Below are 21,463 nucleotides of genomic sequence, written 5' to 3'. Positions count from 1 at the left end.
CAGTTTGGTTTAAGAAGCGGAAGATGTTTGTTGCCGACGCCAATCCAAGATTTCGCGAATGGCGCTACCGCCGCCCCATAATGCAATCAATTCCCGAATCAGAACATCCAGTGGTTCTTGTTCACCGATATAGCGAGCCCATTCGTTCGCGGGTGCAGTCAAGCCGAGGATGGCCCAAAGAAAACACGCGATCCCGACGGCAAACAGCACGGCCACGGCTGTACGGTGCCGCCGTCTTGCGGCCCATATGGAAATGAGCCCAAACGCAAGGTAGATATAGGATTCTGCAGACGTAAAGTGCAGGTAAGATCCAAGTTGCCCGTATACGATGCCAAGTGCCCCTAATGTGGTACATGTCCAACCAATCAGTCGGCACACCGTTTTACTCCTGGTCATGCTCCCATCCCTCGTCTTCACACACTGGGTATGTCCCATGTCTACGCGTCGGATGACCAAATATGCAGTGAGTAATCACCAATTCGTATGGTATGTTAGTTGGTGATGAATGTAGGAGGGGTTCGGGTGCTGCGCGAAGGCTACGGCAAGAGGCGAAGGTTGGTCATCTTGGTGATTTTCTGCGTGATCGTCGCTGCCAGCCTTGTATCCGCTGTCTTTTGGCGATCGCGACACGCCATTGTACAAGTTCAAACGGCAAGCGTACAACTTCAGCATATGCAGCGAGTGACCATTAGCACGGGTGACGTCCGTCCGGTCAACAGACAAATCGTCGAAGCGGCGAGTCTGCCGCAGCCCGTTGCCCGTCTCTACGTGTCGGTCGGTCAACACGTACGGGTGGGACAGCCTTTATTGCAGTTGAATACCAGTGCGGCCTCGCTCGCGGTAAGCCAGGCAACGACGGCTGTGACGCAGGCACAACTCGCCTATCAGCGTACGCTTACACAATATCAACAGGCACCTGCTGCCTTGAAAGGTCTTTGGCTGCCACAGGTTGACGCCGCACAATCAACTTTGGTACAGGCGGAGGGACAACTGGCTCAGGCGAAGGCGCAGCTCAACCAGATGACCATTGCGGCAAGTGTAACTGGAATTGTCCTGATCGCGAACGCAAACGGACTTGACGCCGAAGGCAATCAAACGCCTGTGGTGGAAGTCGTCAGCCCAAACAAGCAGGTGGTCTTGGAATTGTCGGAAGTGGATGCGGCCCAAATACAGCCGGGGATGGCGGTGAGCATGACGACCGACGCCTTCCCCAATCAGGTGTTTCGAGGTGTGGTACAACAGGTTGCACCCTTTGCCAGTGTGTCGGCGAGTGGGACGCCGCAGGTACAAGTGCTCATCGCCCCGCAAGGAGCCTTGCCGGTCCCTTACGGGTATCAAGTGAATTGTCGGATCAGCAGCGTTACGCCGGAAAAAGTTCCAACCGTGCCGTACGGCGCATTGGTTCAGGAAGGCACGAGTTATGCAGTGTACGTGGTGCGGGGTGACCGTGTGTCGTTGGTCCCAGTTAAGCTTGGTATGACGAGCGACACCGCCGTGCAAGTGATTTCCGGGCTTCGTCCCGGGCAAACCGTGGTCGTCAATCCACCTGACACGCTGACGAATGGAGAGGTAGTGAAGCCGACGTGATTGAACTTCATGGCGTGTACAAGACATACAGGGTCGGTGACGAGCCATTGACGGTCCTGCACGGCGTTGATCTGCGGATCGAAGAAGGGGAGTTTGTCTCGATCATGGGACCGTCCGGCAGCGGAAAATCGACCTTGATGCACATCATTGGCTGCTTGGACACGCCGTCCGTGGGCGAATACCGCTTGCGCGGCACGTTGGTAAGCAACCTTTCGGCGCGGGAACTCGCCGTGTTACGAAACCGCATGATTGGCTTTGTGTTTCAAAATTTTCATTTGCTCCCTCGCATCACAGCCGTGCGCAACGTGGAATTACCTTTGCTCTATGCAGGCGTAGGGCGGGCTGAGCGGCGTGCTCGCGCGCTGGACTTGCTGGCGCGTGTGGGTATGGCGGATCGGGCACAACACCTGCCCACGGCGCTCTCAGGTGGACAGAAGCAACGGGTGGCCATCGCTCGTGCTTTGGCGAACGATCCGGCACTGATCCTGGCGGATGAACCCACGGGAGCACTGGATCAGCGTACGGGTCTCGAAATTATCCATTTGCTGCGCGATTTACATCACGCTGGGCGGACGATTGTCGTGATCACGCACGATCCGACTGTTGCCGCGGCGGCGGATCGCACCATTTATATTGTTGACGGCCAAATACGGCGCGAGGAGGTACGCCGAAGATGAACGCCTGGGAAATGATCAACATGGCGTTGATTTCCTTGCGCACGAATAAACTGCGCTCGTTTCTGACCATGCTTGGCATTTTAATCGGTGTGGCGTCCATTATTGCCATCGTCGCTATCGGCAACGGTGGAAAGGCGGCCGTTTTAGGTGCAATTGCAAGCGGTAGTGCACAGAACACGATTCAAATTGTTCCGCGCGAGCTCGTCGCGCCTGGCTTGCCGCAGCCTGGCCAAGTGCTGGCCATCGATGAGTCTGACTTGGCGATAGCGGCTTCATTTTCCGGTGTGCAACAGGTCAATTACACCTTGTACGGCACGGCTGTTGTCAGTTCCGGCAATCGCTCCGATAACGCGTCCATTGAGGCGGGGCCAGCGAACTTAAACGAATTGACGAGACTGCGCATCATAAGCGGTCACATGTTTAGCCAAGCGGACGTGATCGGCCATCGCGACGTGGCGGTTCTAAGTCAGTCTCTCGCAAATAAACTGTTTGGCAGTGGGAATCCCATCGGTGGGTTGGTGAACGTGTCCGGAGTGCCTCTACAAATCGTCGGTGTGGCAGTCTCCCAAGAGACGAGCCTGTTCTCGTTGTTTATGGGAAGCGACGCCTTGTACATGCCTGCAACGACGTGTCAGGACTTGTTTCCAAACTGGAGCGTCAGCGAGATGGACGTTCAGGCCGCACCTGGCGCCAACGTGCAAAGTCTCGCGCAGCGCATTGTTACGGCCCTGAATATTCACGCAGGAGATGCGACTGCCTTTGCGGACTCGTCAGGACTGGCTTCGAGTGTGGGGGCGCTGCTGTCGAAGGTGACAACGATATTGACCTTGGTTATTGGTGCTATTGCGGGCATTGCTCTGCTTGTTGGCGGCGTCGGGGTCATGAACATCATGTTGGTATCCGTGACCGAGCGGACGCAGGAAATTGGTATTCGCATTTCGCTCGGCGCCACCAGAACAGTCATATTGCTGCAGTTTCTCGTTGAGTCGGCGACGATCACGGCGATAGGTGGGCTTGCAGGCGTCGTGATCGGCTGTTTCATCGGCCTTGGCATCCGAATTACAACCGGAATTCCTGCGTCTGTTCCGTGGCCGGTTGCGCTCATAAGCTTTTTGTTTTCTGCTGCGATTGGCGTCATTTGTGGACTGTATCCAGCAAACAAGGCGGCTCGCTTGAATCCCATCGAGGCGTTGCGTTACGAATAAGGGCGCTTCGTTTGTTTGGCGATCCGCCGTCCGCTATACTGAAATCAGTGGTTCTTTGCCACCGTCAATCTCAGATTTCGTATTGCGCGATAAGGATGGTTGTCATGCGCCTGGGATTCAATATCGAATACGATGGCAGGAATTATGATATTCTGGAACTGCCGAACGAAGCGTTTGTATGCATGATTCCATGCATGAGCAAGGATCAATTCAATCGTATGAATCGTAGATTTCAAGAAGTCTGGCCGGATCCGACGGTCCGTCGCAATCACATGTTGGCTTTCACGGCGGATCGCGTGCATACATCAATAGATTTTCTGTTTCTATACCGAGGAACATTTTGGTTTGATGACGAAGATCTTGATCGTTATATTCACACACATACGAAGCAGGGACATCGTCCGTCGTAAGTGGCTGCGGGGGAAATAGATTGCGCACTGTCATGGTGTTTTTTGCAGGAAACGAGGTGGGGGGAGCGGCGTCTCACCTGCGCACGTGGGCCGAAGGGCTCATTGAGGCGCAAACGCAATATCAATATCGATTTGTCAGCTTGGGCGATGGCCCATTAGCGTCTGCCATGGAGTACGGAGGGATTCCACTGACCAAGATCAGGGGAGGCTTCCGGAGCGCTATCGACGAGCTTGCTCGCCTCATCCGGCAGGAACGGGCATGGCTTTTACATTCACACGGGCCTCGCATGAACATACTGGCGTCGTATGCCGCGAAGCGTCAACAAATATCTTGGACTGCCACCATTCACAGCAATCCGCTATACGATTTTCTTGGACATCCACTCAAAACGTTTTTATTCCCGAAATTGCACCTTTGGCATCTTCGCCGGGCCTCAGGCTTATTCGTTGTCCAGCCGTCACTGGGTGACCTCTTGCCCTGCAAGACCATCCTGGAGGTTCCAAACGCCATTTCGCTCCCAGTCGCGGCTCGGTCCCAGGCTGAATACCGGACCTTATGGCAAGCGAAGCTTGGGTTGCCTCCATCGGCGAGATTCATGGGCACGGCGGCTCGCCTCGACCCTGTGAAGAATCTCGATGTATTGATTCAATCGGTGGCAAAATTTCCGGAAGTAGATGTGCACCTTTGTATTGCTGGCGATGGAAGGGAAAGAGCGGCACTTGAGGCGTTGACCGATCGTCTTGGCGTCCGGGACCGCGTTCATTTCTTGGGATTTCTCGAATCGCTCGAGGATTTTTATGGGGCGCTCGATGTACATGTCTTGCCATCGAGGAGTGAAGGTGCCCCGACATCTGTTCTAGAGGCCGGCTTTTATGGCGCTGCAAACGTCGGATCGGACATTCCGGCATTGCGCCGCATGCTGTTGGACGGTCAGGCAGGTGAAATTGTGCCGGTTGGCGATGCGCAGGCATTGGCAACAGCCTTGCGTCGACTATTTGCGGATGACATGCTGCGAGCGCATTACGTGCAGGTGTTTCGAGAGCAAGTGTTGCCATTGTACTCTCGCGATCGCATGATTGCCGCATATGAGCGTGGGTATACCGTTTTGGAAGAGGATGCTGTACGAGCAGGGAAGATTGTACCGTTAGAGAATTGAACGGAGTGGTCGCGCGAATGAGGCGCTTTCGAATGCAGTTTCGGCCGGCGGGCGGAGACCCGGTACCGGCGGGATGGACTTTGCTGGTTCTCAACGTTGCGTGGTACGTGATTGTCGAATCGGCAACCGGCAGATCCGCAGCCGGGCTGTTGCGAGCAGGGGCCATGCTGCCTGTACTCGTGCAACGAGGGCAAGTATTCCGCATTTTGTCTGCTATGTTTGTTCACGTAAGTCCAGTACATATCCTGGTTAATATGATTTCTCTTTGGACGCTTTTCATTGTTGAACGGTTATTGACGACGCCTTTTTTTATTGTGCTCTACGTTATTTCCGGCGCGATTGGAAATCTGCTGAGCATGCCGTTTCTCCCTAATGCAGTGTCGGGTGGGGCGTCAGGCGCTATTTTCGGACTCTTTGGTGCCATGTTGGCGCTTGCTTTCATGGGCCAGTTTCCAGCCTTCGTTCGCAACCAACTCCTCATTGTGCTTGCGGTGAATGTCGTGATCGACATCGCCAACTTAGGGACCATTGGGTGGATCGCGCATTTGGGAGGCATGATTTCGGGTGCTTTGCTCACCTTATTATTTGTACGATACGCCCGTCACCGGCGCCTTTGGCTTGGCGTTTGCGCCGTCTGTTGTGTTGCAACGGCACTGAGCCTCGTATGTGCCTTGGTAACCCCACTGCCTTTTGGTTAAGGAGCCCACATAATTCCTTATTGCAAATTGCGGGTCCACAACGTATACTACACATCGTAATGTTTGCAAGTTGGACTGCGTACTGAAAACACGGATTTGGACTTACACTTAAAGGGTTAGGACCTCGACGGACTAACTTTCCCCCGTGGTGTAGGGACGATTCCACATGCCTTTGCAACGGCATGGCCGATTTGGCTTAAAGGGGGATTTTTGTCATGGATACGATGGGACGTCACGTGATTGCAGAACTGTGGGGCTGCAACCCGGAAAAGTTAAACGATGTCCATGGAATCGAACGAGCTATGGTAAATGCGGCCTTGGAGGCGGGCGCCGAGGTTCGCGAAGTGGCGTTTCACAAGTTCGCTCCGCAGGGTGTGAGTGGTGTCGTCATCATTTCGGAGTCGCACCTGACGATTCACAGTTTTCCTGAGCACGGATATGCAAGTATTGATGTGTATACGTGTGGAGATCGAATTGATCCGAATGTGGCATGTGATTTGATTACAAAGCATCTCGGCGCACAGCGCCTCGAATCTATAGAAGTGCCACGCGGTGTCGGTCCAATTCAAGTTCAAGACGTAAAAGTGCGCGCGTTTTAATCGGACGAGATCCACGTGGAGGGCGCCGGTTTGTCCGGCGCCTTTTGTCGTGTTCTCACAGTGTCGTTTATTGGCGACTATTCAGCCTTCCCGTTGTCGGGGCCATTTGCAAAGACCCGCTCATGGTGTGTCGGAATACGGCGATCCATCAAGATATTTGCGTTTCCGGCGTCGACAATGACCAGGTATTTGTCTTCGTCGTCCCGCGCGATGGCCATATACACAAGATTGGTACGGATGTTGCGCAGTTGAACTTCCTCGATTTTGGCACCAGGGTGTTCACCGAGGACTGCCTTGCGCGCGTCCGCTTCTGAGCACTTCGCGTACTTTTGAAGTTTCTTCGTGTATGCGTCGTGGCTTGCCTGATATGCTTCTCGTAACGTTTCGCGCGAAACTTGTATGCTCGACTTCACTTCAAATTGGTGGCTGGGACTTGAGGACGGCACTGTTGCATCCGCTTGCTGGGGAACTGCCAAAACGCCGGACGGAGATGCCTGCGCTGCCCATGTTGTCGGATATGCGCACGCAAGCGTACAAAGCGTCGAAATGGCGGTGATCCAATGTTTCACAGAATTTCACTCCTTTGTAGACGGACTGGTTTTAGATTACCCAATAAATAGGAAATTATGACCTGCCCATTGAAGTGATTTTCATAGCAATGTGGATACTTGCACAACAGGCTTAACCCATGTATAATAAAGAGCGTTCGTTCGGGGCCGTAGCTCAACGGGAGAGCACTACGCTGGCAGCGTAGGGGTTGTGGGTTCGAGTCCCATCGGCTCCACCAGGTTTAAATAACACGTTTAACTTGACACAACGTGAAAAGTTATGTAAGATTACATAGCTGTTTGCGGCTCGGTAGCTCAGTCGGTAGAGCAGAGGACTGAAAATCCTCGTGTCGGCGGTTCGATTCCGTCCCGAGCCACCAGCAACCGAATATGCGGAAGTGGCTCAGGGGTAGAGCATCGCCTTGCCAAGGCGAGGGTCGCGGGTTCGAATCCCGTCTTCCGCTCCAGGGCAGACGCCATCAGCCCGACTGCGGGCAAGGACCGGGGACGACTGATGGCGGTTTTGGCGCCATAGCCAAGTGGTAAGGCAGAGGTCTGCAAAACCTTTACCGCCGGTTCGAATCCGGCTGGCGCCTCCAATTGAAAATCCTTGTGTGGCGCGGCTTCCAGGTATGTGGAATCCGCGCTGTTTCATTCTTCCGTATTTCGTGATACGTTTTCTCGTCATGACAATGATGGTCTCAATTGTGCGACATATAGCTTGACTCACGAGCGTCGACGTTGTTGTGTATCGGCAGGGCTTACGTCGAAAGGTGTCGAATATGATCTGTCTCGGTTTCATCACCACCTCTGTATGTGGAGAGACGGTATGATCAAGACCCTGTTTAGCAATGCGTGTATTGTGTTCACATTGTTGGTGATTGGCTTTTTGCCATACAGTCGTCTGCGCACTCGACGCGTCCCCAACACGTTGGATCAAATTTTGACTGGGTTGGGTGCCGGGGTGGTTGGTCTCGTATTAATGCTGTACGCGTTTGCTGTCCCCAATTCTGGGCTTATTCTTGACCTCCGCCATTTACCTGTCGTGACGTGTGCTTTGTTTCTGGGGCCCTGGGCTTCATTGGTTGCAGGCTTGGTTGAGTGTATAGGGCGCATTGCCATTTTCGGGCTCAATCATACATCGCTCCTGGCAGGCTTAAACATGCTTTGTATTAGTATGGTTGCACCCTTGCTAGCTTCTATCAAGCGCAAGTTAGCCATACGCGTGCTGGTCGTCAATGTTTACGCGTTGGTGCAGATTTCGTTGTTAGTCGAGTGGTTAATGCCCCTGCACGGGCATCTCGGGTGGGTTCTTCTTACGTATTGGCTCGTCTCACTCGCTGCCGGGTACGGAAGTGCGTGGGTGGTCACACAGTTATTTGCACATTTTCGGCATCACCATGAACTTGAACAATTGTCATCGGTCGACTTCTTGACAGGACTTAATAATACCCGCCTCTTCGATGCCGCCTTGAACGAACTTACGGCACATGCAATCCATGGTGCGGAGCCATTGTCCATCCTTGCGATTGACATCGACCATTTCAAAAGCGTCAATGACACATACGGCCATCCAGCTGGGGATGCCGTCTTGCAACAACTTGCGGTTTTACTGCGATCGTGTAAGGGATCTCGGGATATTGTATCGCGCAACGGCGGGGAGGAGTTCACTGTTCTGATGCCGCAATGCTCGTTGATCGAGGCACGAGACATGGCAGAGAAAATTCGTGGTACTGTTGAGCGCAATCCGTTTGCGCTTCCGGATGGGAGGGTCATTTCCATCACGGTTTCGCTTGGTGTGGCATGCCTGCCGGAGTCGAGTAACGACACAGACACCTTTCTACAACTGGCGGACGATGCCCTTTATTTGGCGAAGAAACAGGGAAGAAATCAGGTTTGTGTAGCCTCGACATGAAGGAACGCCAAGCCTGCGCAAGTCGGCGCAAAGCTCGGCGTCTACTCGTCTTATTTTAATCGCGTAATTTTCGGGGTCGGCTTTGGCGGTGTAGGTGGTTTTGGCGTGAACGAACCCTCCATATCGTTTGTGACTTGCTTCAAAGCCTCATAACAGTGCTCCATCGGCACGGAAGAGTCCCACATGACCTCGCAGTGCCCATCTTCGTAGACGATCACGCTGATCACGTATTGTATATCGCTCATGTCCGCTGCTCCTTCCAAACTTCCGATCGTTACACACGCTCCATTGTATCCTGTCTTGTCGAAAATGCGAAACGTAAGGCGCCTGGTTGAGCACCTTTCTGAACTGTGTCACAATGGGCATGAAACACGAGTCTGACCCAATGGAGTGGAATGGTTTAGAAAAGCTTGCTTGATATGAGGAGGAAGTCTATGAGGACCATCAAACTGGGGACGAGCGCGCTTGAAGTACCGGTTGTCGCCGTTGGTTGCATGCGGATCAATTCGCTCACCAAGACGGACGCCGAAAAGTTTGTACAAGCCGCTTTGGAAGAAGGAGCAAACTTTTTCGATCACGCTGACATTTACGGAGGCGGTGAATGCGAATCCATATTTGCCGAAGCCATTCATATGAATGACGACGTTCGCGAAAACGTTATCTTGCAGTCCAAATGTGGCATTCGCAAAGGCATGTTCGACTTTTCGAAGGAACATATCCTCGAAGCCGTTGATGGTAGTTTGCGTCGTTTGAAAACGGATTATTTGGATGTGTTGCTGCTACATAGGCCGGACGCACTGGTCGAGCCAGAGGAGGTCGCCGAAGCGTTCGACATACTCGAACAGGCTGGAAAGGTGCGCTACTTTGGCGTATCCAATCAAAAGCCGATGCAAATTGAACTGCTTAAACGCTATGTTCGTCAACCGCTCGTCGCCAATCAGCTTCAGCTCAGCATTACCAACGCGACCATGATTTCGAATGGTATCAACGTGAATATGGAAAACGACGCGGCCATCGATCGCGACGGTAGTGTGCTCGACTACTGTCGTCTACACGACATCACCGTTCAACCTTGGTCACCGTTCCAATACGGGTTTTTTGAAGGCGTATTCTTGAACAACGACAAATTCAAAGAACTCAATCAAAAAATTGACGAGATCGCAGCGCGTTACGGTGTATCGAATACAACTATCGCCATCGCTTGGCTGCTTCGGCATCCGGCAAAGATGCAACCAATTATTGGCACCATGAACATCGGCCGCCTGCGTGACTCGTGCAAAGCGAGTGACATTCATCTCACTCGTGAAGAGTGGTATGAGATTTATCGAGCAGCAGGCAACATCCTCCCATAATGCAAGCGAGCCAGCCGGAAACATGGTCCGGGCTGGCTCGTTTTACGCACGCAGTCACTAGCGAAGCGAGAATTGCTGCAAGGCGGCTTGCATCTGTTCTGCCAATTCCGCGAGGGAGGCTGCAGATGCCGAAATCTCCTCCATGGACGCGAGTTGTTCCTCGGTCGATGCGGAGACGGTTTGCATGCCAGCAGACGTTTCGACGGTCGCCGATTCGACTTGCGCGATGAACTCGCGTAGAGAGTTCGCGCTCGCCGCCATCGCTTGTGAAGCAGACGTGACACTGCGAATCTCTTCCGCCAGGGCGACGACACCCGCTCGAATGTTGCCAAACAGGTCCCGTGCATGATCGACGGCTTCGATGCCATGCTGCACATCTTGTTGGCTGGCTTCCATGAAAGATGAGACATCTTCCATGCGAGTTTGCATCGATTCGATTAATTCCTGAATTTCACTTGCCGATGACGAGGATTGATCCGCCAATTTTCGGATTTCTCCTGCGACGACAGCGAATCCACGTCCGCTCTCACCAGCTCGCGCTGCTTCGATTGCGGCATTCAGGGCAAGCAGGTTCGTCTGCGTCGCGATAGACTGAATGACTTCGATGATGCTGTGAATTTGTCCCGAGTAACCTGTCAGTTCCTGAATCGATGTCGACAATTCTGTGAATGAGCGGCCCAATACTTCCATCTGCTGCACGGCGCTTTCAGCGCTCTTGGACCCGCGGTCGGCTTCTTCTGCAGTTGCTTCCGCCACTTGGGCCACAACACTGGCACTCGTCGCAACTTCTTCAACGTTACTCGCCAGGGAATCCACCCGTTCGCGATCGCGCTTAGCACGGTCTGACTGTTCCATAACGCTTGCCGCAAGCTCACCGACCACATTCGTGATCTGTTCGGTTGCCCGAGTATTCTCCTCTGCGCTTGCTGTGAGTTGCTCCGACGATGCTGCGACTTGTTCCGCGTTCATCTCGACACGGCGGATGATGTCGCGCAGGGAGAGCAGCATGTGATTACATGCACTTCCCAGGACACCAAGCTCATCCCGTGCCGTGATCGTCACTTCTTTGGTCAAATCGCCGCGACCCACACGCTCTGCAAAGTGGACGAGCGTGCTTAGCGGACGCGTGATCGACCGTACGAAGTACCAAATCGTGAAAAAGCCGAGAACGAGCGAGATGCCGAGCACAATCAACATGATGTCCAAGATGGGATACACGGCGCGCATGTAGGACGAAGTTGGCAAAACCCCAATGACTTTCCAACCCGTTGCTGCATTGGTGACATACGTGAAACGGTAACTTGAGCCTTTTACCGTAACGGTGAACAGGCCGCTGTTGTGTTGGTACATTTGTTTGAGAGTTGCGAGATGAAGACTTGAACCAGGTGTCAGACCGTGCATGGCAATCACGTCAGATTGTCCGTCCATCAACCCCAAGTATCCGTTGGAGCCAAGCGGCACTTGATTGACAAGACGATCAAAGGTCTGCAGGGAGATGTCTGCGCCCACGACGCCGCGGCCGTTTGGCAAACGCTCGGCGACGGTCACCGTCAATTGCTTCGTGATGGCGTCGACGTAAGGCGGCGTGACAATCGGCGTCGTGCTTGTCATGGCTAGTTGGTACCAGGGGCGTTTACGAGGATCATATCCGGCGGGCATCTTGGCCGCTGGACTCACGTAAAAGGCACCTGTCTGGGTTCCGACATAAACGTGAAGAAAGTCCGAATACGACTGCGCTGCGCCCTGCAGTGCGGGAAGTGTCGACGATTCGTCCAAGCTGGTGTCATTTAATAGCTTTGCGAGATAGGTTAAGGTTTGCTCACGCTGTGAGATGAACGTGTTCACGTCTTCGTTGAACACCTTCACGCTCGTCATGTCGTGCCGGTCTAATTGCGAAGAAAAGTTGGTTTGTGCGGCATGAAACGAGGTGAAGCCGATGACAAGAGACGGAATGATTAACAAAGCTAGGCTAACGACGAGTAGTTTCAGACCAAGGCTCCATCCTCGTACACCTGTTTGTGCCGGTGCTGCAATTTGATTCTCCACTGGCGCGACCTCCTCTGGTGAAAGTTCAATTCATTTTCATCAAGCATCCTTGCCACTGCGTTCACGGGCCAACACAAAAGGCAGCCTTCTGGATCTTCGCAGAAGGCTGCCTTGGTATGATACCTGCCGCTTTCAGTGCTAGCTGACGGCTTGGCAGCCCGGCCATCTTAGATCCCAAGTGGAATCCGTAGACCCGTGGCTTTGCGCCCCAGCGTTTCCGCTGGTTTGCCTTTTAATCGGGTACGTAGATGAGCCCGAATATCACAGCCTGGCATATTATCCAACAATATTCGACAACAGTCAATCTAAACCAAAGCTAGATGGGGTATTGACACGTCCGCAGTAACGAATCATAATCCATTACAGAAAATGATTTTCTATAAGGTGTGATGCTGATGGAACTGAAAGATATTCAACAATTGTTACATGAACATAAATTTCGTGTGACAAAGGAACGAGAAGCCGTTTTGTTGGCTTTTATCGATGCGGGGCGCATGTTTACCCCAGCTCAGCTGCACGATTACGTGAAAGAGCGTTACGAGCAGGTTGGGCTTACCACGGTATATCGGCTGTTAGAAACACTGACGAAGGTTGGTTTGGCGACGCCGTTTCTCATTGATGGCGAAATTTATTATACGTTTTGTCCCAATCAACATCATCACCACTTTGTGTGTCTGCAATGTCACCAAGTGAAGGAACTGTTCCAGTGCAGTGCCCAACAGGCCGTGGATGTGGACCATCAAGTTGGTACGGTGGAGTATCACAAACTCGATTTTTTTGGTCGTTGTCGTTCATGTGAGGAGGAGAAGCATTGCTAAACTTATGGAATCCGGAACATGTATCGCTCGCGATTGGACTGATCACAGCCTGTTTACTAGGTCTGATCCATGGAATTACCCCGGATGAGCATACTTGGCCTATCACGTTCAGCTATTCAATTGGCAGTTACAGCAGCAAGGGTGGCATGCTTGCAGGTTTCTTCTTTTCACTTGGATTCACCTTGCAGAGAGCGATAGGTTCTGAACTTTCATATTTTGCTTTAACTGGATTTCTCATGCATGTGTTTGTCGAAAATATTGTCTATATCATCGTTGGACTTGTCATGGCGTGTTCTGGTTGGTATATTCTCATGCGCGGACATTCCATTCATCTGATACCATGGGTTGACAAATGGGTACCGCATTTGCCGCACGACAGAAACGTAGATGCACCTGTTCCGTTGCGCTTAGCGTTCGTGCACGGCGTCATTGCAGGATGGGGAACAGGGGCATTTGCGACGATTTTGTACACCGTGATCGCGCCGACCATGCCGTCTCCTTGGCTTGGGTTTGTTCCAGGGGTGCTGTTTGGCATGGGTACCTTGCTGATGCAAGTGGCGATCGGTGCAACATTCGGATGGTGGCTCCAGCGTCGACAAATTTCATCCGAGGGGAAGGCGTTTATCGGCCGCTATGTCTCTGGCAATACCCTTTTGTACGGAGGAAGTCTGTTTGTTGTCGCTGGGAGCTTGGCCCTTATCGCTCCTTCTCTAGCTGAATGGAGCATCAACACGGGTGTACATGTGCACAATTTAGATGCCATCAATTTGGGATTGGTACTCGTTGTCGCTGTCGTCGGCGGAGTCGGCGGGGTATCGATGTGGCGGGCGATGCAAATCGTAACCAAGGGGAGGCATGTCACGAGAGAGTATACAGGCAAGCATGTTGGCTGAAATTGACCTTCGTGGTGCACTCGCAGTGCGCCTAATACGGTGGCAGTCCCGTGACAGTGCATACGGGAATACATATCTGAGGAGGTGTACATTCGTTGCATGCGTTATTTCATGCAAGCGCTGTAGACTACATCATTATTGCACTGTACTTCGTTTTTGTGATTGGCGTCGGCTTTGTGTTGCGCAGTCGCGTTCGGACGGGTGAAGACTTCTTCCTGTCGGGGCGTTCCATCCCAGCTTGGATCACCGGTTTGGCCTTTCTCTCGGCAAACCTTGGTGCGCTCGAAATTATGGGAATGACGGCGAGCGGTGCCGAGTATGGCATGCTCACGACCCACTTTTACTGGATTGGCGCTATTCCGGCGATGCTGTTCCTCGGCATTTACATGATGCCGTTCTACTACGTTTCGAAGGTTCGTTCTGTGCCTGAGTATTTAAAGCTTCGCTATAACGAGGCAACGAGAGCGGTCAACGCAATCGCGTTCGCCGTCATGACGGTTTTGACGTCAGGCATCAGTTTGTATTCGATGGCCTTGATTTTCCAAATCCTTATCGGCTGGTCGTTTACAACAAGTATTTTGATTTCAGCCGTCGTCGTCTTGGTTTACGTCGGACTTGGTGGGCTCACGTCTTCTATTTTCAACGAAGTCGTTCAGTTCTTCTTGATCTGGGCTGGTCTTCTACCGATCCCGCTTATCGGTATGCACAGCCTTGGTGGTTGGAACGGCATGATGGCCCGTCTACCGCAAGGGTTTGGCCACCTCTGGCAGAACCTTGGGAACCCGTCGCACAACCCGATGGGTATTGGCTGGCTCGGCGTGGTCCTTGGCCTTGGGTTCGTGCTGTCGTTCGGGTATTGGACGACAGATTTCCTGGTCGTACAGAGAACACTTGCGGCCAAAGATTTGCGTGCGGCGCAAAACACGCCTATCTATGCAGCATTCTTCAAGATGATTGTCCCGATTTTGGTGATTATTCCAGGACTTATCGCCCTGGCCATTTACCCGAAGATCGGACATTCGCCAAACATGAGTTATAACCTGGCGCTGCCATTGCTCATCGCCAAGTATTACCCTCCGGGTATGCTCGGTCTCGGCCTGACTGCGATGCTGGCAAGCTTCATGAGCGGTATGGCAGGTAACGTCACGGCGTTTACAACCGTCTGGACCTACGACATTTATCAGGCGTATATTCGAAAGGACGCAAGTGACAGGCACTACGTCAACATGGGTCGCTGGGCTGTGGTGGTCGGCGTGATCATCAGTATCGGTACTGCCTATTTTGCAGCCGGTTTCCCAAGCGTCATGGACTACATGCAGACGCTATTCTCCTTCTTCAACGCCCCGCTTTTCGGCACGTTCTTGCTTGGCATGTTTTGGAAACGGACGACGCCTTGGGGGGGCTTCTGGGGGCTTATCTGCGGTATTGTCAGTGCGTTTTTGATGTACTTCTTACTACCGGCGAGCACGTTCACGAGTCCAGATGCCGGGAACTTCTGGCGAGCTTGGTGGGCTTGGTTTATCACGGTTGCCGTTACGGTACTGATCAGCCTGTTCACCAAACGCCGCCCGGTCGAAGAACTTCAAGGGCTTGTATATGGTCTGAGCAAGCGGCCGGACTACAGCGGCTATCCTTGGTATAAGCGGCCCGGATATCTCGCCGGGATCGTCTTCGTCATCTTGGTTGGTTTGAACATCGCCTTCTGGTGATTGGATTGGAGATGATGGTATGCAAAGCAGCCGTTGGTTTGACCTGCGTTTTCTGATCGGGATTTTGTTTACCGTGTATGGGATTGTCCTGGCTGTTTACGGCGCGGTGTCTGATCCGCGCACACCGAGCTTACACTGGAATATCGACCTGTGGTGGGGGCTCGTCAGTCTTGTGTTCGGATTGTTGTTCTTGATTGTTTCGATCGCTCGCCGACCGAACGACGAAGCCTAAATTGGAGGAGGGGTTGTCTTTTCATGGACAGTACCTTTCTTCCTATTTTGATTAGCGGGGCGTGCGCCAGAAATTGTCTGGCGCACGCTTTCTTTGTCATCGTATGTCGGATTTGGACGAGTTCAACTCGTTGTGCTATCTTTTCGGATCAAAGGAGGTGTAGAATTTCGATAGAAAGCGCTTTCGAAATGCGGTGAACATAGGTTTGCGATTGGTTTGTCATGAAGGTCACCTTCAGGGGGGGTTCGTGTGAACCGAAAACAGTGTGCGTTAAGGCTTGGAGGGTTGGCAGCCACCATCGTGGCACTTTCATCCGTTGCTGCGCCCGTGATCGCAAATGCGGATACGACGACGTCCAATGCGTCTTCTACGGTTCGTGTGACAGTGAACGCCGCGGCGACACTCGGCACGATACCGAGTACCGCGCTTGGCGTCAACACGGCCGTCTGGGACGGTCACTTACTAGACGCTGCCGTCCCATCTTTACTTCGAGGAATCGGCGCAACCATGCTGCGCTTTCCCGGAGGATCGACATCCGATGAGTACAATTGGCAAACAAATACGGTGACAGGCGGCTATGCAGATCCCAACAACACGTTTGATAACTTTATGGGGGTTGCGCAAAAGGCTGGTGCCCAACCTATCATCACGGTGAATGCAGGAACGGGTACGCCCAGTGAAGCGGCCGCATGGGTTCAAGATGCAAATGTGACTCATCACTACGGTGTGAAGTATTGGGAAATCGGAAATGAGATGTACGGGAGCTGGGAAGCGGGGAATTTTGCGAACAACCCGGCCGGTTATGCGAAAGAGGCTGTATCTTTTATTCAGGCAATGAAAGCGGTTGATCCGTCCATTCGGATTGGCGTAGATCTTATCGCACCTGGTACTGGAGAGGATGACTGGAATTCAACTGTCCTAAGCACGATGCAAAGTCTCGGCGTTCTTCCGGACTTCGTCATTGTGCACTGGTACGCGCAGAATCCAGGCGGCGAGACGGACGCTGGGCTACTCAGTTCGACGAGTCAAATCCCGACGATGATGGATACGCTAAAACAGCAATTGAGCTCGTATGGAACCATTCCTGTCTTCGTTACCGAAACGAATTCGGTTTCGTACAATCCAGGCCGTCAGAGCACGAGTCTTGTCAATGCACTGTTCCTTGACGACGATATGGCGGACTGGCTCGAAGCTGGTGCACAAAACGTCGACTGGTGGGATCTGCACAATGGCATCGTCACGCAACAGGACGGGGCGAATATCGATCCCAATCTGTATGGGCAGTACAACTACGGTGATTACGGGCTATTGTCCAATGGTTCGAGTGGAAACGGAATTTCTGAGCCGGCAGCCAATACTCCGTTTCCAACCTATTATGGATACCAAATGCTAGCTGCTGTGATGGTGCCAGGAGCGACAATGATTGGCGCTGGATCAAATAACGATATGGTTGCCGTACACGCGACGAAGCTCCCCAACGGGGCTATCGACGTCATGATGATCAACAAGGACCCGAAACAGGCGTATTCCGTGAACTTGCAAGCGGAGGGATTTGCAGCGCAAGGCCCAGCGTTGACTCTATTTTATGGGCAAGGCAGCACGGCCGTGACGCCTGGCAAGCTAAATGATCTGCAGGATGTCACGCTGTCGCCTTATTCTGTGACCGATGTTATCATTCCGGCTGTTCCTGGGCACCAGCCGCAAGGACCGCAATTTACGGACAAGACGACGCTAGCCGCCTCCCAGGTGAAACCTAGTGCGCAAGAGACGTTGACAACCACGTTTATCGACACGCGCGGTGCCGTCAAGAACGCTACACTCGATGTGGAAATTTATAATCCGTCGGGTCAACTGGTTGGGCAACAGGTTCAGCCTGGCGTGACATTCACGCCGGGGCAATCGTCACAGCCACTCACGTGGAACTGGACGGCGCCCGATTCTCCTGGGACGTATACGGTGAAGGCTTTTGTCTTGAGCCAAGACGGCACGAGCGTCTATGCGGCAGACCAAAGTGCAGGCGCGTTCACCGTAACCCAACCCGATCCGCCAACCATTTCGGCTGCCGTTCAGTTGTCCGCGACCACAGTCAAAGTCGGTACCCCGGTGACCATTACGACAACCTACACGGAAACGGCACCGACGGGATACCTGAACAACGGGTTGCTCGTACAATATGCAGTTTACAATAACTGGGCATCGTCTCAACAATCCAATCCAACTGCGTCGTTGACGCCTGGGCAATCTGTGACTGAGACCTGGACGTTTACGCCACAGCAGGCTGGAACCTACACGTTCCCGGAAGGCATCTTTACGAGCGGATGGCAGCAATTGCAGTGGATCAATCAGAATGTGACATTGACTGTGACAAACTAAATGTTTGGTGATAACCTGAGTATCCGCCCTGTGCAAGGGCGGTTTCTTTTTTTTTGGACTGAATATCGCCGCGATTTCGTTTATGATGAGAGTGCAGATTACGAGCACTTATGATAGGAGTGGTGATATGTCGAAAACCTTACGCGTTACCGTGTGGAACGAATTTCGCCATGAAAAACAGGAACCGAACATCGCGTCGATTTATCCGGAGGGCATTCATGGAGCCATTGCGAAAACCCTTACAGAAGCAGGGCATGACGTTCGCACGGCAACTTTGGACGAACCTGAACATGGACTGAGCGAAACGGTGCTTGAGAACACCGATGTCCTCGTCTGGTGGGGGCACATGGCACATCACGAAGTCACAGATCAGGTGGTCAACCGCGTTGTGTCCCGAGTACATGCGGGCATGGGGCTCATCGTTCTCCACTCGGGTCATTTTTCTAAGGTGTTTCAAAGATTGATGGGCACGTCTTGCAACTTGCGGTGGCGTGAAGAGGATGAGAAGGAACGTCTGTGGGTTGTCGACCCGACTCATCCGATCGTAGCAGGGTTGCCGCCATACTTCGAGCTTCCGCAAGAGGAGACATATGGCGAGCATTTTGATATTCCGGCACCGGACGAGCTGGTACTCGTGTCTTGGTTCTCCGGTGGAGACGTATTCCGCAGTGGCTGCACATTCCGTCGAGGATTAGGGAAAATTTTTTATTTCCGGCCGGGGCACGAAACCTACCCGACGTATCACGATCCGAATGTCATGCGTGTCATTCAAAATGCCGTCTTGTGGGCTTGTCCATCCGGAGAAGGACCACGACCTACATATGGGCACGCGCCAAGCTTGGAACAGTCGTGAAATGTCATATGGGTGAATTTGTTAATCTAAGTCCCTGAACGTGTAGGACTTTATTGTAGGGGCTTATTCGATCCAGTTGCACACCCGTGTCGGTCGGTCGCGGGGCGGCACATGCCGCCCCATGCCGTGAGTTATCCTTCGTTCGCATCGATGGCGTCGATTGTACGGCGGCTGACTTCGTCAAGGCGGTTCAGGTCATCGTGGGTCAGTTGAATGTCGACGGCACGCACGTTGTCTTTCAGATGCTGTATGTTTTGAGTGCCAACGATGGCGGATGTCACGCCAGTCTGGTGAAGCAACCAAGCGATCGCGATTTCCGCCGGGCTAACGTTATGTGCGTCTGCAATCTCTTTGACCAGCAGCACCAATTCCCTTTCTTTTTCCATGTGTTCGGGCTTAAACAGGCGACGGCCTTGCCGGAAGTCTGTCTTCTTCAAAGTCGCGCCGCCGATGTGATAGGCGCCTGTGAGGATACCTTTGGCAACCGAGCTGTAGGTCAGGACACCGATGCCGTGATCGCGGCAATACGGAAGCACTTCCGTTTCGATCCGCCTGTCCAACAAGCTATATTCCGGTTGAATCGCTTCTACCTGGACGATGGCCATCGCCTGTTCTAACTGTTCTCGCCCAAAGTTGGATACCGCAACAGACTTGATTAAGCCTTCATCACGCAATTGGCGAAAGGTTTCCATGGTCTCCGTGAGAGGGATTTCAGGGTTGGGCCAATGGACATAGTAGATGTCCACGTAGTCCGTGCGAAGGCGCTGTAAACTTTGCTCAATCGAGCGTAGAATGTCATCGCGTTTGAGGTGATGCGGTGACACTTTGGTTGCGATCACGCAATCTTGACGTTTTCCTTCGAGTGCCAAGCCAACGATTTCTTCCGAGTGGCCTTGTCCGTATCCTTCTGCAGTGTCAAACGAGTTGATGCCGAGTTCGAAGGCCGTTTGGATGGCTTGAATGTTCACTTCATCGCTTTCCTTTTCCCACTGTCCACCCCCGAGTTCCCAACATCCAAATGTAATCCGGGAAACGCTTACACCATTTCGCAAGGTACTGTATTTCATGCCTAACATCCTTTCTTCAAGGGATATGTATGTAAATCTATGATACACGTTTTTCAGATTCTCTGTTTACCCCCATATTTCCGTGACATGTTTCGGATGATTTGTTGAGGAACAACAGAAGCGATAAATTGACGTTTGCAGCAATTTTCAAGGCAGTTTTTCTATGATGTCTATGAACTTATTTGATAAGGAAGAGGGGAATTTGGCCATGTATTCGAAACGTCGAATCATTGTTCGGTCGGGGCTGGCAGTCGGCGCGGCGGCTGCATGCTTCCTGGGAGTTGATAGCATCCATCGCTCCATGCAGACACAAGCTCGTCTGACGTATGACCATTCACGGTTCGCTGCCCACATGGCGCAGACGAGTCCATACATGGACCTGGCATTGCCGGTGGGTACGCAAGGATCGGCCAATTGGAGTGGGTATATCGCCAACCCAAACGGATCAAACGGCTATACGAGTGCAACGGGAAATTGGGTTGTACCGACCATTTCGGGCGCTGACGGTGCCATGGCGGCGCAGTGGATTGGCTTGGGTGGCGTGGAAAACGCAGATCTGTTACAGATTGGTACGACCGAACAAATGATGAATGGGCAAGAAGAAGCGGACGTATTTTGGGAGAAGCTCCCGGCGGCTGCACACTCCATCATGAGCATTCCTGTCGGATCATCGGTCGCAGCGAGTATTGAAAAGGGTGGTGGATCGGATTGGGTCCTATCTATACAGGTGAAGACGCCATCAGGACAAACAGAAAACAAAAACGTATCCGTCTCGATTAGCAACCAGTACGCGGCGAATATTGGGACGTCTGCGGAATGGATCAGCGAAGATCCATCCACGGTGCAGGGAAATCTTTATCCACTTGCCAACGCAGGAACCGTGCAATTTACCAATGCCACGGTCGATGGGCAGCCGATCTCGGCCTCTGGCAACTCGGTTCAGCCTGTCGCGATGGTTGACCAAACAGGCAATGTTCTCATCAGTCCCTCAAATCTCGGAAGTGACGGGGAGTCGTTCTCCACGTCAACGCTGAATACGACGTCAAGCGCTGCTGGAAATGGCTATGGGATCGGCGCTGAGGGCGGTTGGTCACCAGGGTGGAGCCAGTGGTCCGTGTCTGGATACGGTGGACGACATCATCAGGGTGCATCCGGCTGGAGCGGCTGGACGCCAGGGGGCAGTTGGTCGATTAGCATTCCAACAAGCGCAGGTAACGGCTATGCCATTCAATTCTCGTGGAGCTGGCAATAATACGTTTGGAAAATAAAAAGCCACCCAAGCAATGCGCAGGGTGGCTTTTCTCGATTGCAGAGATCATGCATG

At 52.7% G+C, this 21,463-nt stretch carries 21 protein-coding genes, 4 tRNA genes and 1 riboswitch; of the genes, 20 read left to right on the top strand and 5 right to left on the bottom strand.

Annotated elements, in window-relative coordinates; genetic code table 11:
* Positions 1-9 precede the first annotated feature (9 nt).
* Entirely contained in the window at positions 10-396 is a 387-nt protein-coding gene (locus tag C7445_RS00790) for a hypothetical protein (protein ID WP_134158142.1), read from the bottom strand.
* A 126-nt stretch (positions 397-522) separates the two neighbouring features.
* Between C7445_RS00790 and C7445_RS00785 the strand changes: the two genes are divergently transcribed.
* The 7 genes from C7445_RS00785 (at position 523) to speD (ending at position 6,333) form a co-directional block, all read left to right on the top strand.
* Complete coding sequence (locus C7445_RS00785) at positions 523-1,587, top strand: efflux RND transporter periplasmic adaptor subunit (protein WP_243834858.1); 1,065 nt, start codon at positions 523-525, stop codon at positions 1,585-1,587.
* Positions 1,584-2,264 carry an ABC transporter ATP-binding protein gene (locus tag C7445_RS00780; protein ID WP_134158141.1) on the top strand — a complete coding sequence of 227 codons (681 nt, stop codon included), beginning with the start codon at positions 1,584-1,586 and terminating at the stop codon, positions 2,262-2,264. The genes C7445_RS00785 and C7445_RS00780 overlap by 4 nt, the downstream gene beginning before the upstream one ends.
* Entirely contained in the window at positions 2,261-3,469 is a 1,209-nt protein-coding gene (locus C7445_RS00775) for an ABC transporter permease (RefSeq protein WP_134158140.1), read from the top strand. The genes C7445_RS00780 and C7445_RS00775 overlap by 4 nt, the downstream gene beginning before the upstream one ends.
* A 104-nt stretch (positions 3,470-3,573) precedes the next feature.
* Positions 3,574-3,879 carry a hypothetical protein gene (locus tag C7445_RS00770; RefSeq protein ID WP_134158139.1) on the top strand — a complete coding sequence of 102 codons (306 nt, stop codon included), beginning with the start codon at positions 3,574-3,576 and terminating at the stop codon, positions 3,877-3,879.
* Positions 3,880-3,899: 20 nt separating this feature from the next.
* Positions 3,900-5,036: a glycosyltransferase family 4 protein gene (locus tag C7445_RS00765; protein WP_243834857.1), complete on the top strand. Its 1,137-nt coding sequence runs from the start codon at positions 3,900-3,902 to the stop codon at positions 5,034-5,036.
* 32 nt (positions 5,037-5,068) lie between these two features.
* Entirely contained in the window at positions 5,069-5,734 is a 666-nt protein-coding gene (locus C7445_RS00760) for a rhomboid family intramembrane serine protease (RefSeq protein ID WP_243834856.1), read from the top strand.
* 215 nt (positions 5,735-5,949) lie between these two features.
* Positions 5,950-6,333 carry an adenosylmethionine decarboxylase gene (gene speD / locus C7445_RS00755; RefSeq protein ID WP_006448028.1) on the top strand — a complete coding sequence of 128 codons (384 nt, stop codon included), beginning with the start codon at positions 5,950-5,952 and terminating at the stop codon, positions 6,331-6,333.
* 77 nt (positions 6,334-6,410) lie between these two features.
* Here speD and C7445_RS00750 read toward each other — a convergent pair whose 3' ends face one another.
* Positions 6,411-6,902 carry a hypothetical protein gene (locus tag C7445_RS00750; RefSeq protein ID WP_134158137.1) on the bottom strand — a complete coding sequence of 164 codons (492 nt, stop codon included), beginning with the start codon at positions 6,900-6,902 and terminating at the stop codon, positions 6,411-6,413.
* A gap of 143 nt (positions 6,903-7,045) precedes the next feature.
* Here C7445_RS00750 and C7445_RS00745 point away from each other — a divergent pair.
* The 5 genes from C7445_RS00745 (at position 7,046) to C7445_RS00725 (ending at position 8,796) form a co-directional block, all read left to right on the top strand.
* Positions 7,046-7,120 (top strand) — tRNA-Ala (locus C7445_RS00745).
* Between the two features lie 65 nt (positions 7,121-7,185).
* Positions 7,186-7,261: transfer RNA gene (locus C7445_RS00740), tRNA-Phe, on the top strand.
* 12 nt (positions 7,262-7,273) lie between these two features.
* Positions 7,274-7,348, top strand: a tRNA-Gly gene (locus C7445_RS00735).
* A 58-nt stretch (positions 7,349-7,406) separates the two neighbouring features.
* Positions 7,407-7,480, top strand: a tRNA-Cys gene (locus tag C7445_RS00730).
* 230 nt (positions 7,481-7,710) lie between these two features.
* Positions 7,711-8,796: a GGDEF domain-containing protein gene (locus C7445_RS00725; RefSeq protein WP_166668924.1), complete on the top strand. Its 1,086-nt coding sequence runs from the start codon at positions 7,711-7,713 to the stop codon at positions 8,794-8,796.
* Positions 8,797-8,846: 50 nt separating this feature from the next.
* Here the strand turns inward: C7445_RS00725 and C7445_RS00720 are convergent, their stop codons facing one another.
* Positions 8,847-9,041, bottom strand: a complete 195-nt coding sequence (locus C7445_RS00720) for a hypothetical protein (protein ID WP_134158135.1) — start codon at positions 9,039-9,041, stop codon at positions 8,847-8,849.
* Positions 9,042-9,230: 189 nt separating this feature from the next.
* Here C7445_RS00720 and C7445_RS00715 point away from each other — a divergent pair, with 189 nt between their 5' ends.
* The gene (locus C7445_RS00715) at positions 9,231-10,148 is read left to right on the top strand and encodes an aldo/keto reductase (RefSeq protein WP_134158134.1); all 918 of its coding nucleotides are present in this window, start codon (positions 9,231-9,233) and stop codon (positions 10,146-10,148) included.
* Positions 10,149-10,205: 57 nt separating this feature from the next.
* On the opposite strand, the gene C7445_RS00710 is transcribed toward C7445_RS00715, so the two are convergent.
* Complete coding sequence (locus tag C7445_RS00710; RefSeq protein WP_134158133.1) at positions 10,206-12,194, bottom strand: methyl-accepting chemotaxis protein; 1,989 nt, start codon at positions 12,192-12,194, stop codon at positions 10,206-10,208.
* Between the two features lie 149 nt (positions 12,195-12,343).
* Positions 12,344-12,434: riboswitch (cyclic di-GMP riboswitch) on the bottom strand.
* A 155-nt stretch (positions 12,435-12,589) separates the two neighbouring features.
* Between C7445_RS00710 and C7445_RS00705 the strand changes: the two genes are divergently transcribed.
* The 6 genes from C7445_RS00705 (at position 12,590) to C7445_RS00680 (ending at position 19,072) form a co-directional block, all read left to right on the top strand.
* Positions 12,590-13,012, top strand: a complete 423-nt coding sequence (locus tag C7445_RS00705; RefSeq protein ID WP_166668923.1) for a Fur family transcriptional regulator — start codon at positions 12,590-12,592, stop codon at positions 13,010-13,012.
* Positions 13,006-13,905 (top strand): hypothetical protein, encoded by a 900-nt coding sequence (locus tag C7445_RS00700; RefSeq protein ID WP_134158131.1) that lies wholly within the window; start codon positions 13,006-13,008, stop codon positions 13,903-13,905. The genes C7445_RS00705 and C7445_RS00700 overlap by 7 nt, the downstream gene beginning before the upstream one ends.
* A gap of 95 nt (positions 13,906-14,000) precedes the next feature.
* Positions 14,001-15,614, top strand: a complete 1,614-nt coding sequence (locus tag C7445_RS00695; protein ID WP_134158130.1) for a sodium:solute symporter family protein — start codon at positions 14,001-14,003, stop codon at positions 15,612-15,614.
* A 19-nt stretch (positions 15,615-15,633) separates the two neighbouring features.
* Complete coding sequence (locus C7445_RS00690; protein WP_134158129.1) at positions 15,634-15,846, top strand: hypothetical protein; 213 nt, start codon at positions 15,634-15,636, stop codon at positions 15,844-15,846.
* A gap of 249 nt (positions 15,847-16,095) precedes the next feature.
* Positions 16,096-18,219: a cellulose-binding protein gene (locus C7445_RS00685; protein WP_134158128.1), complete on the top strand. Its 2,124-nt coding sequence runs from the start codon at positions 16,096-16,098 to the stop codon at positions 18,217-18,219.
* Between the two features lie 127 nt (positions 18,220-18,346).
* Complete coding sequence (locus tag C7445_RS00680) at positions 18,347-19,072, top strand: ThuA domain-containing protein (protein ID WP_134158127.1); 726 nt, start codon at positions 18,347-18,349, stop codon at positions 19,070-19,072.
* 131 nt (positions 19,073-19,203) lie between these two features.
* On the opposite strand, the gene C7445_RS00675 is transcribed toward C7445_RS00680, so the two are convergent.
* A complete protein-coding gene (locus C7445_RS00675; RefSeq protein ID WP_134158126.1) occupies positions 19,204-20,139 on the bottom strand; it encodes an aldo/keto reductase in 936 nt (311 codons plus the stop codon).
* 208 nt (positions 20,140-20,347) lie between these two features.
* Here C7445_RS00675 and C7445_RS00670 point away from each other — a divergent pair, with 208 nt between their 5' ends.
* The gene (locus C7445_RS00670; protein WP_134158125.1) at positions 20,348-21,391 is read left to right on the top strand and encodes a G1 family glutamic endopeptidase; all 1,044 of its coding nucleotides are present in this window, start codon (positions 20,348-20,350) and stop codon (positions 21,389-21,391) included.
* Positions 21,392-21,463: the final 72 nt, after the last annotated feature.

Origin of the sequence: Alicyclobacillus sacchari (genome assembly GCF_004366795.1) — a bacterium.
Classification (GTDB): domain Bacteria; phylum Bacillota; class Bacilli; order Alicyclobacillales; family Alicyclobacillaceae; genus Alicyclobacillus; species Alicyclobacillus sacchari.
This window is presented reverse-complemented; position numbering and strand designations above follow the sequence as displayed.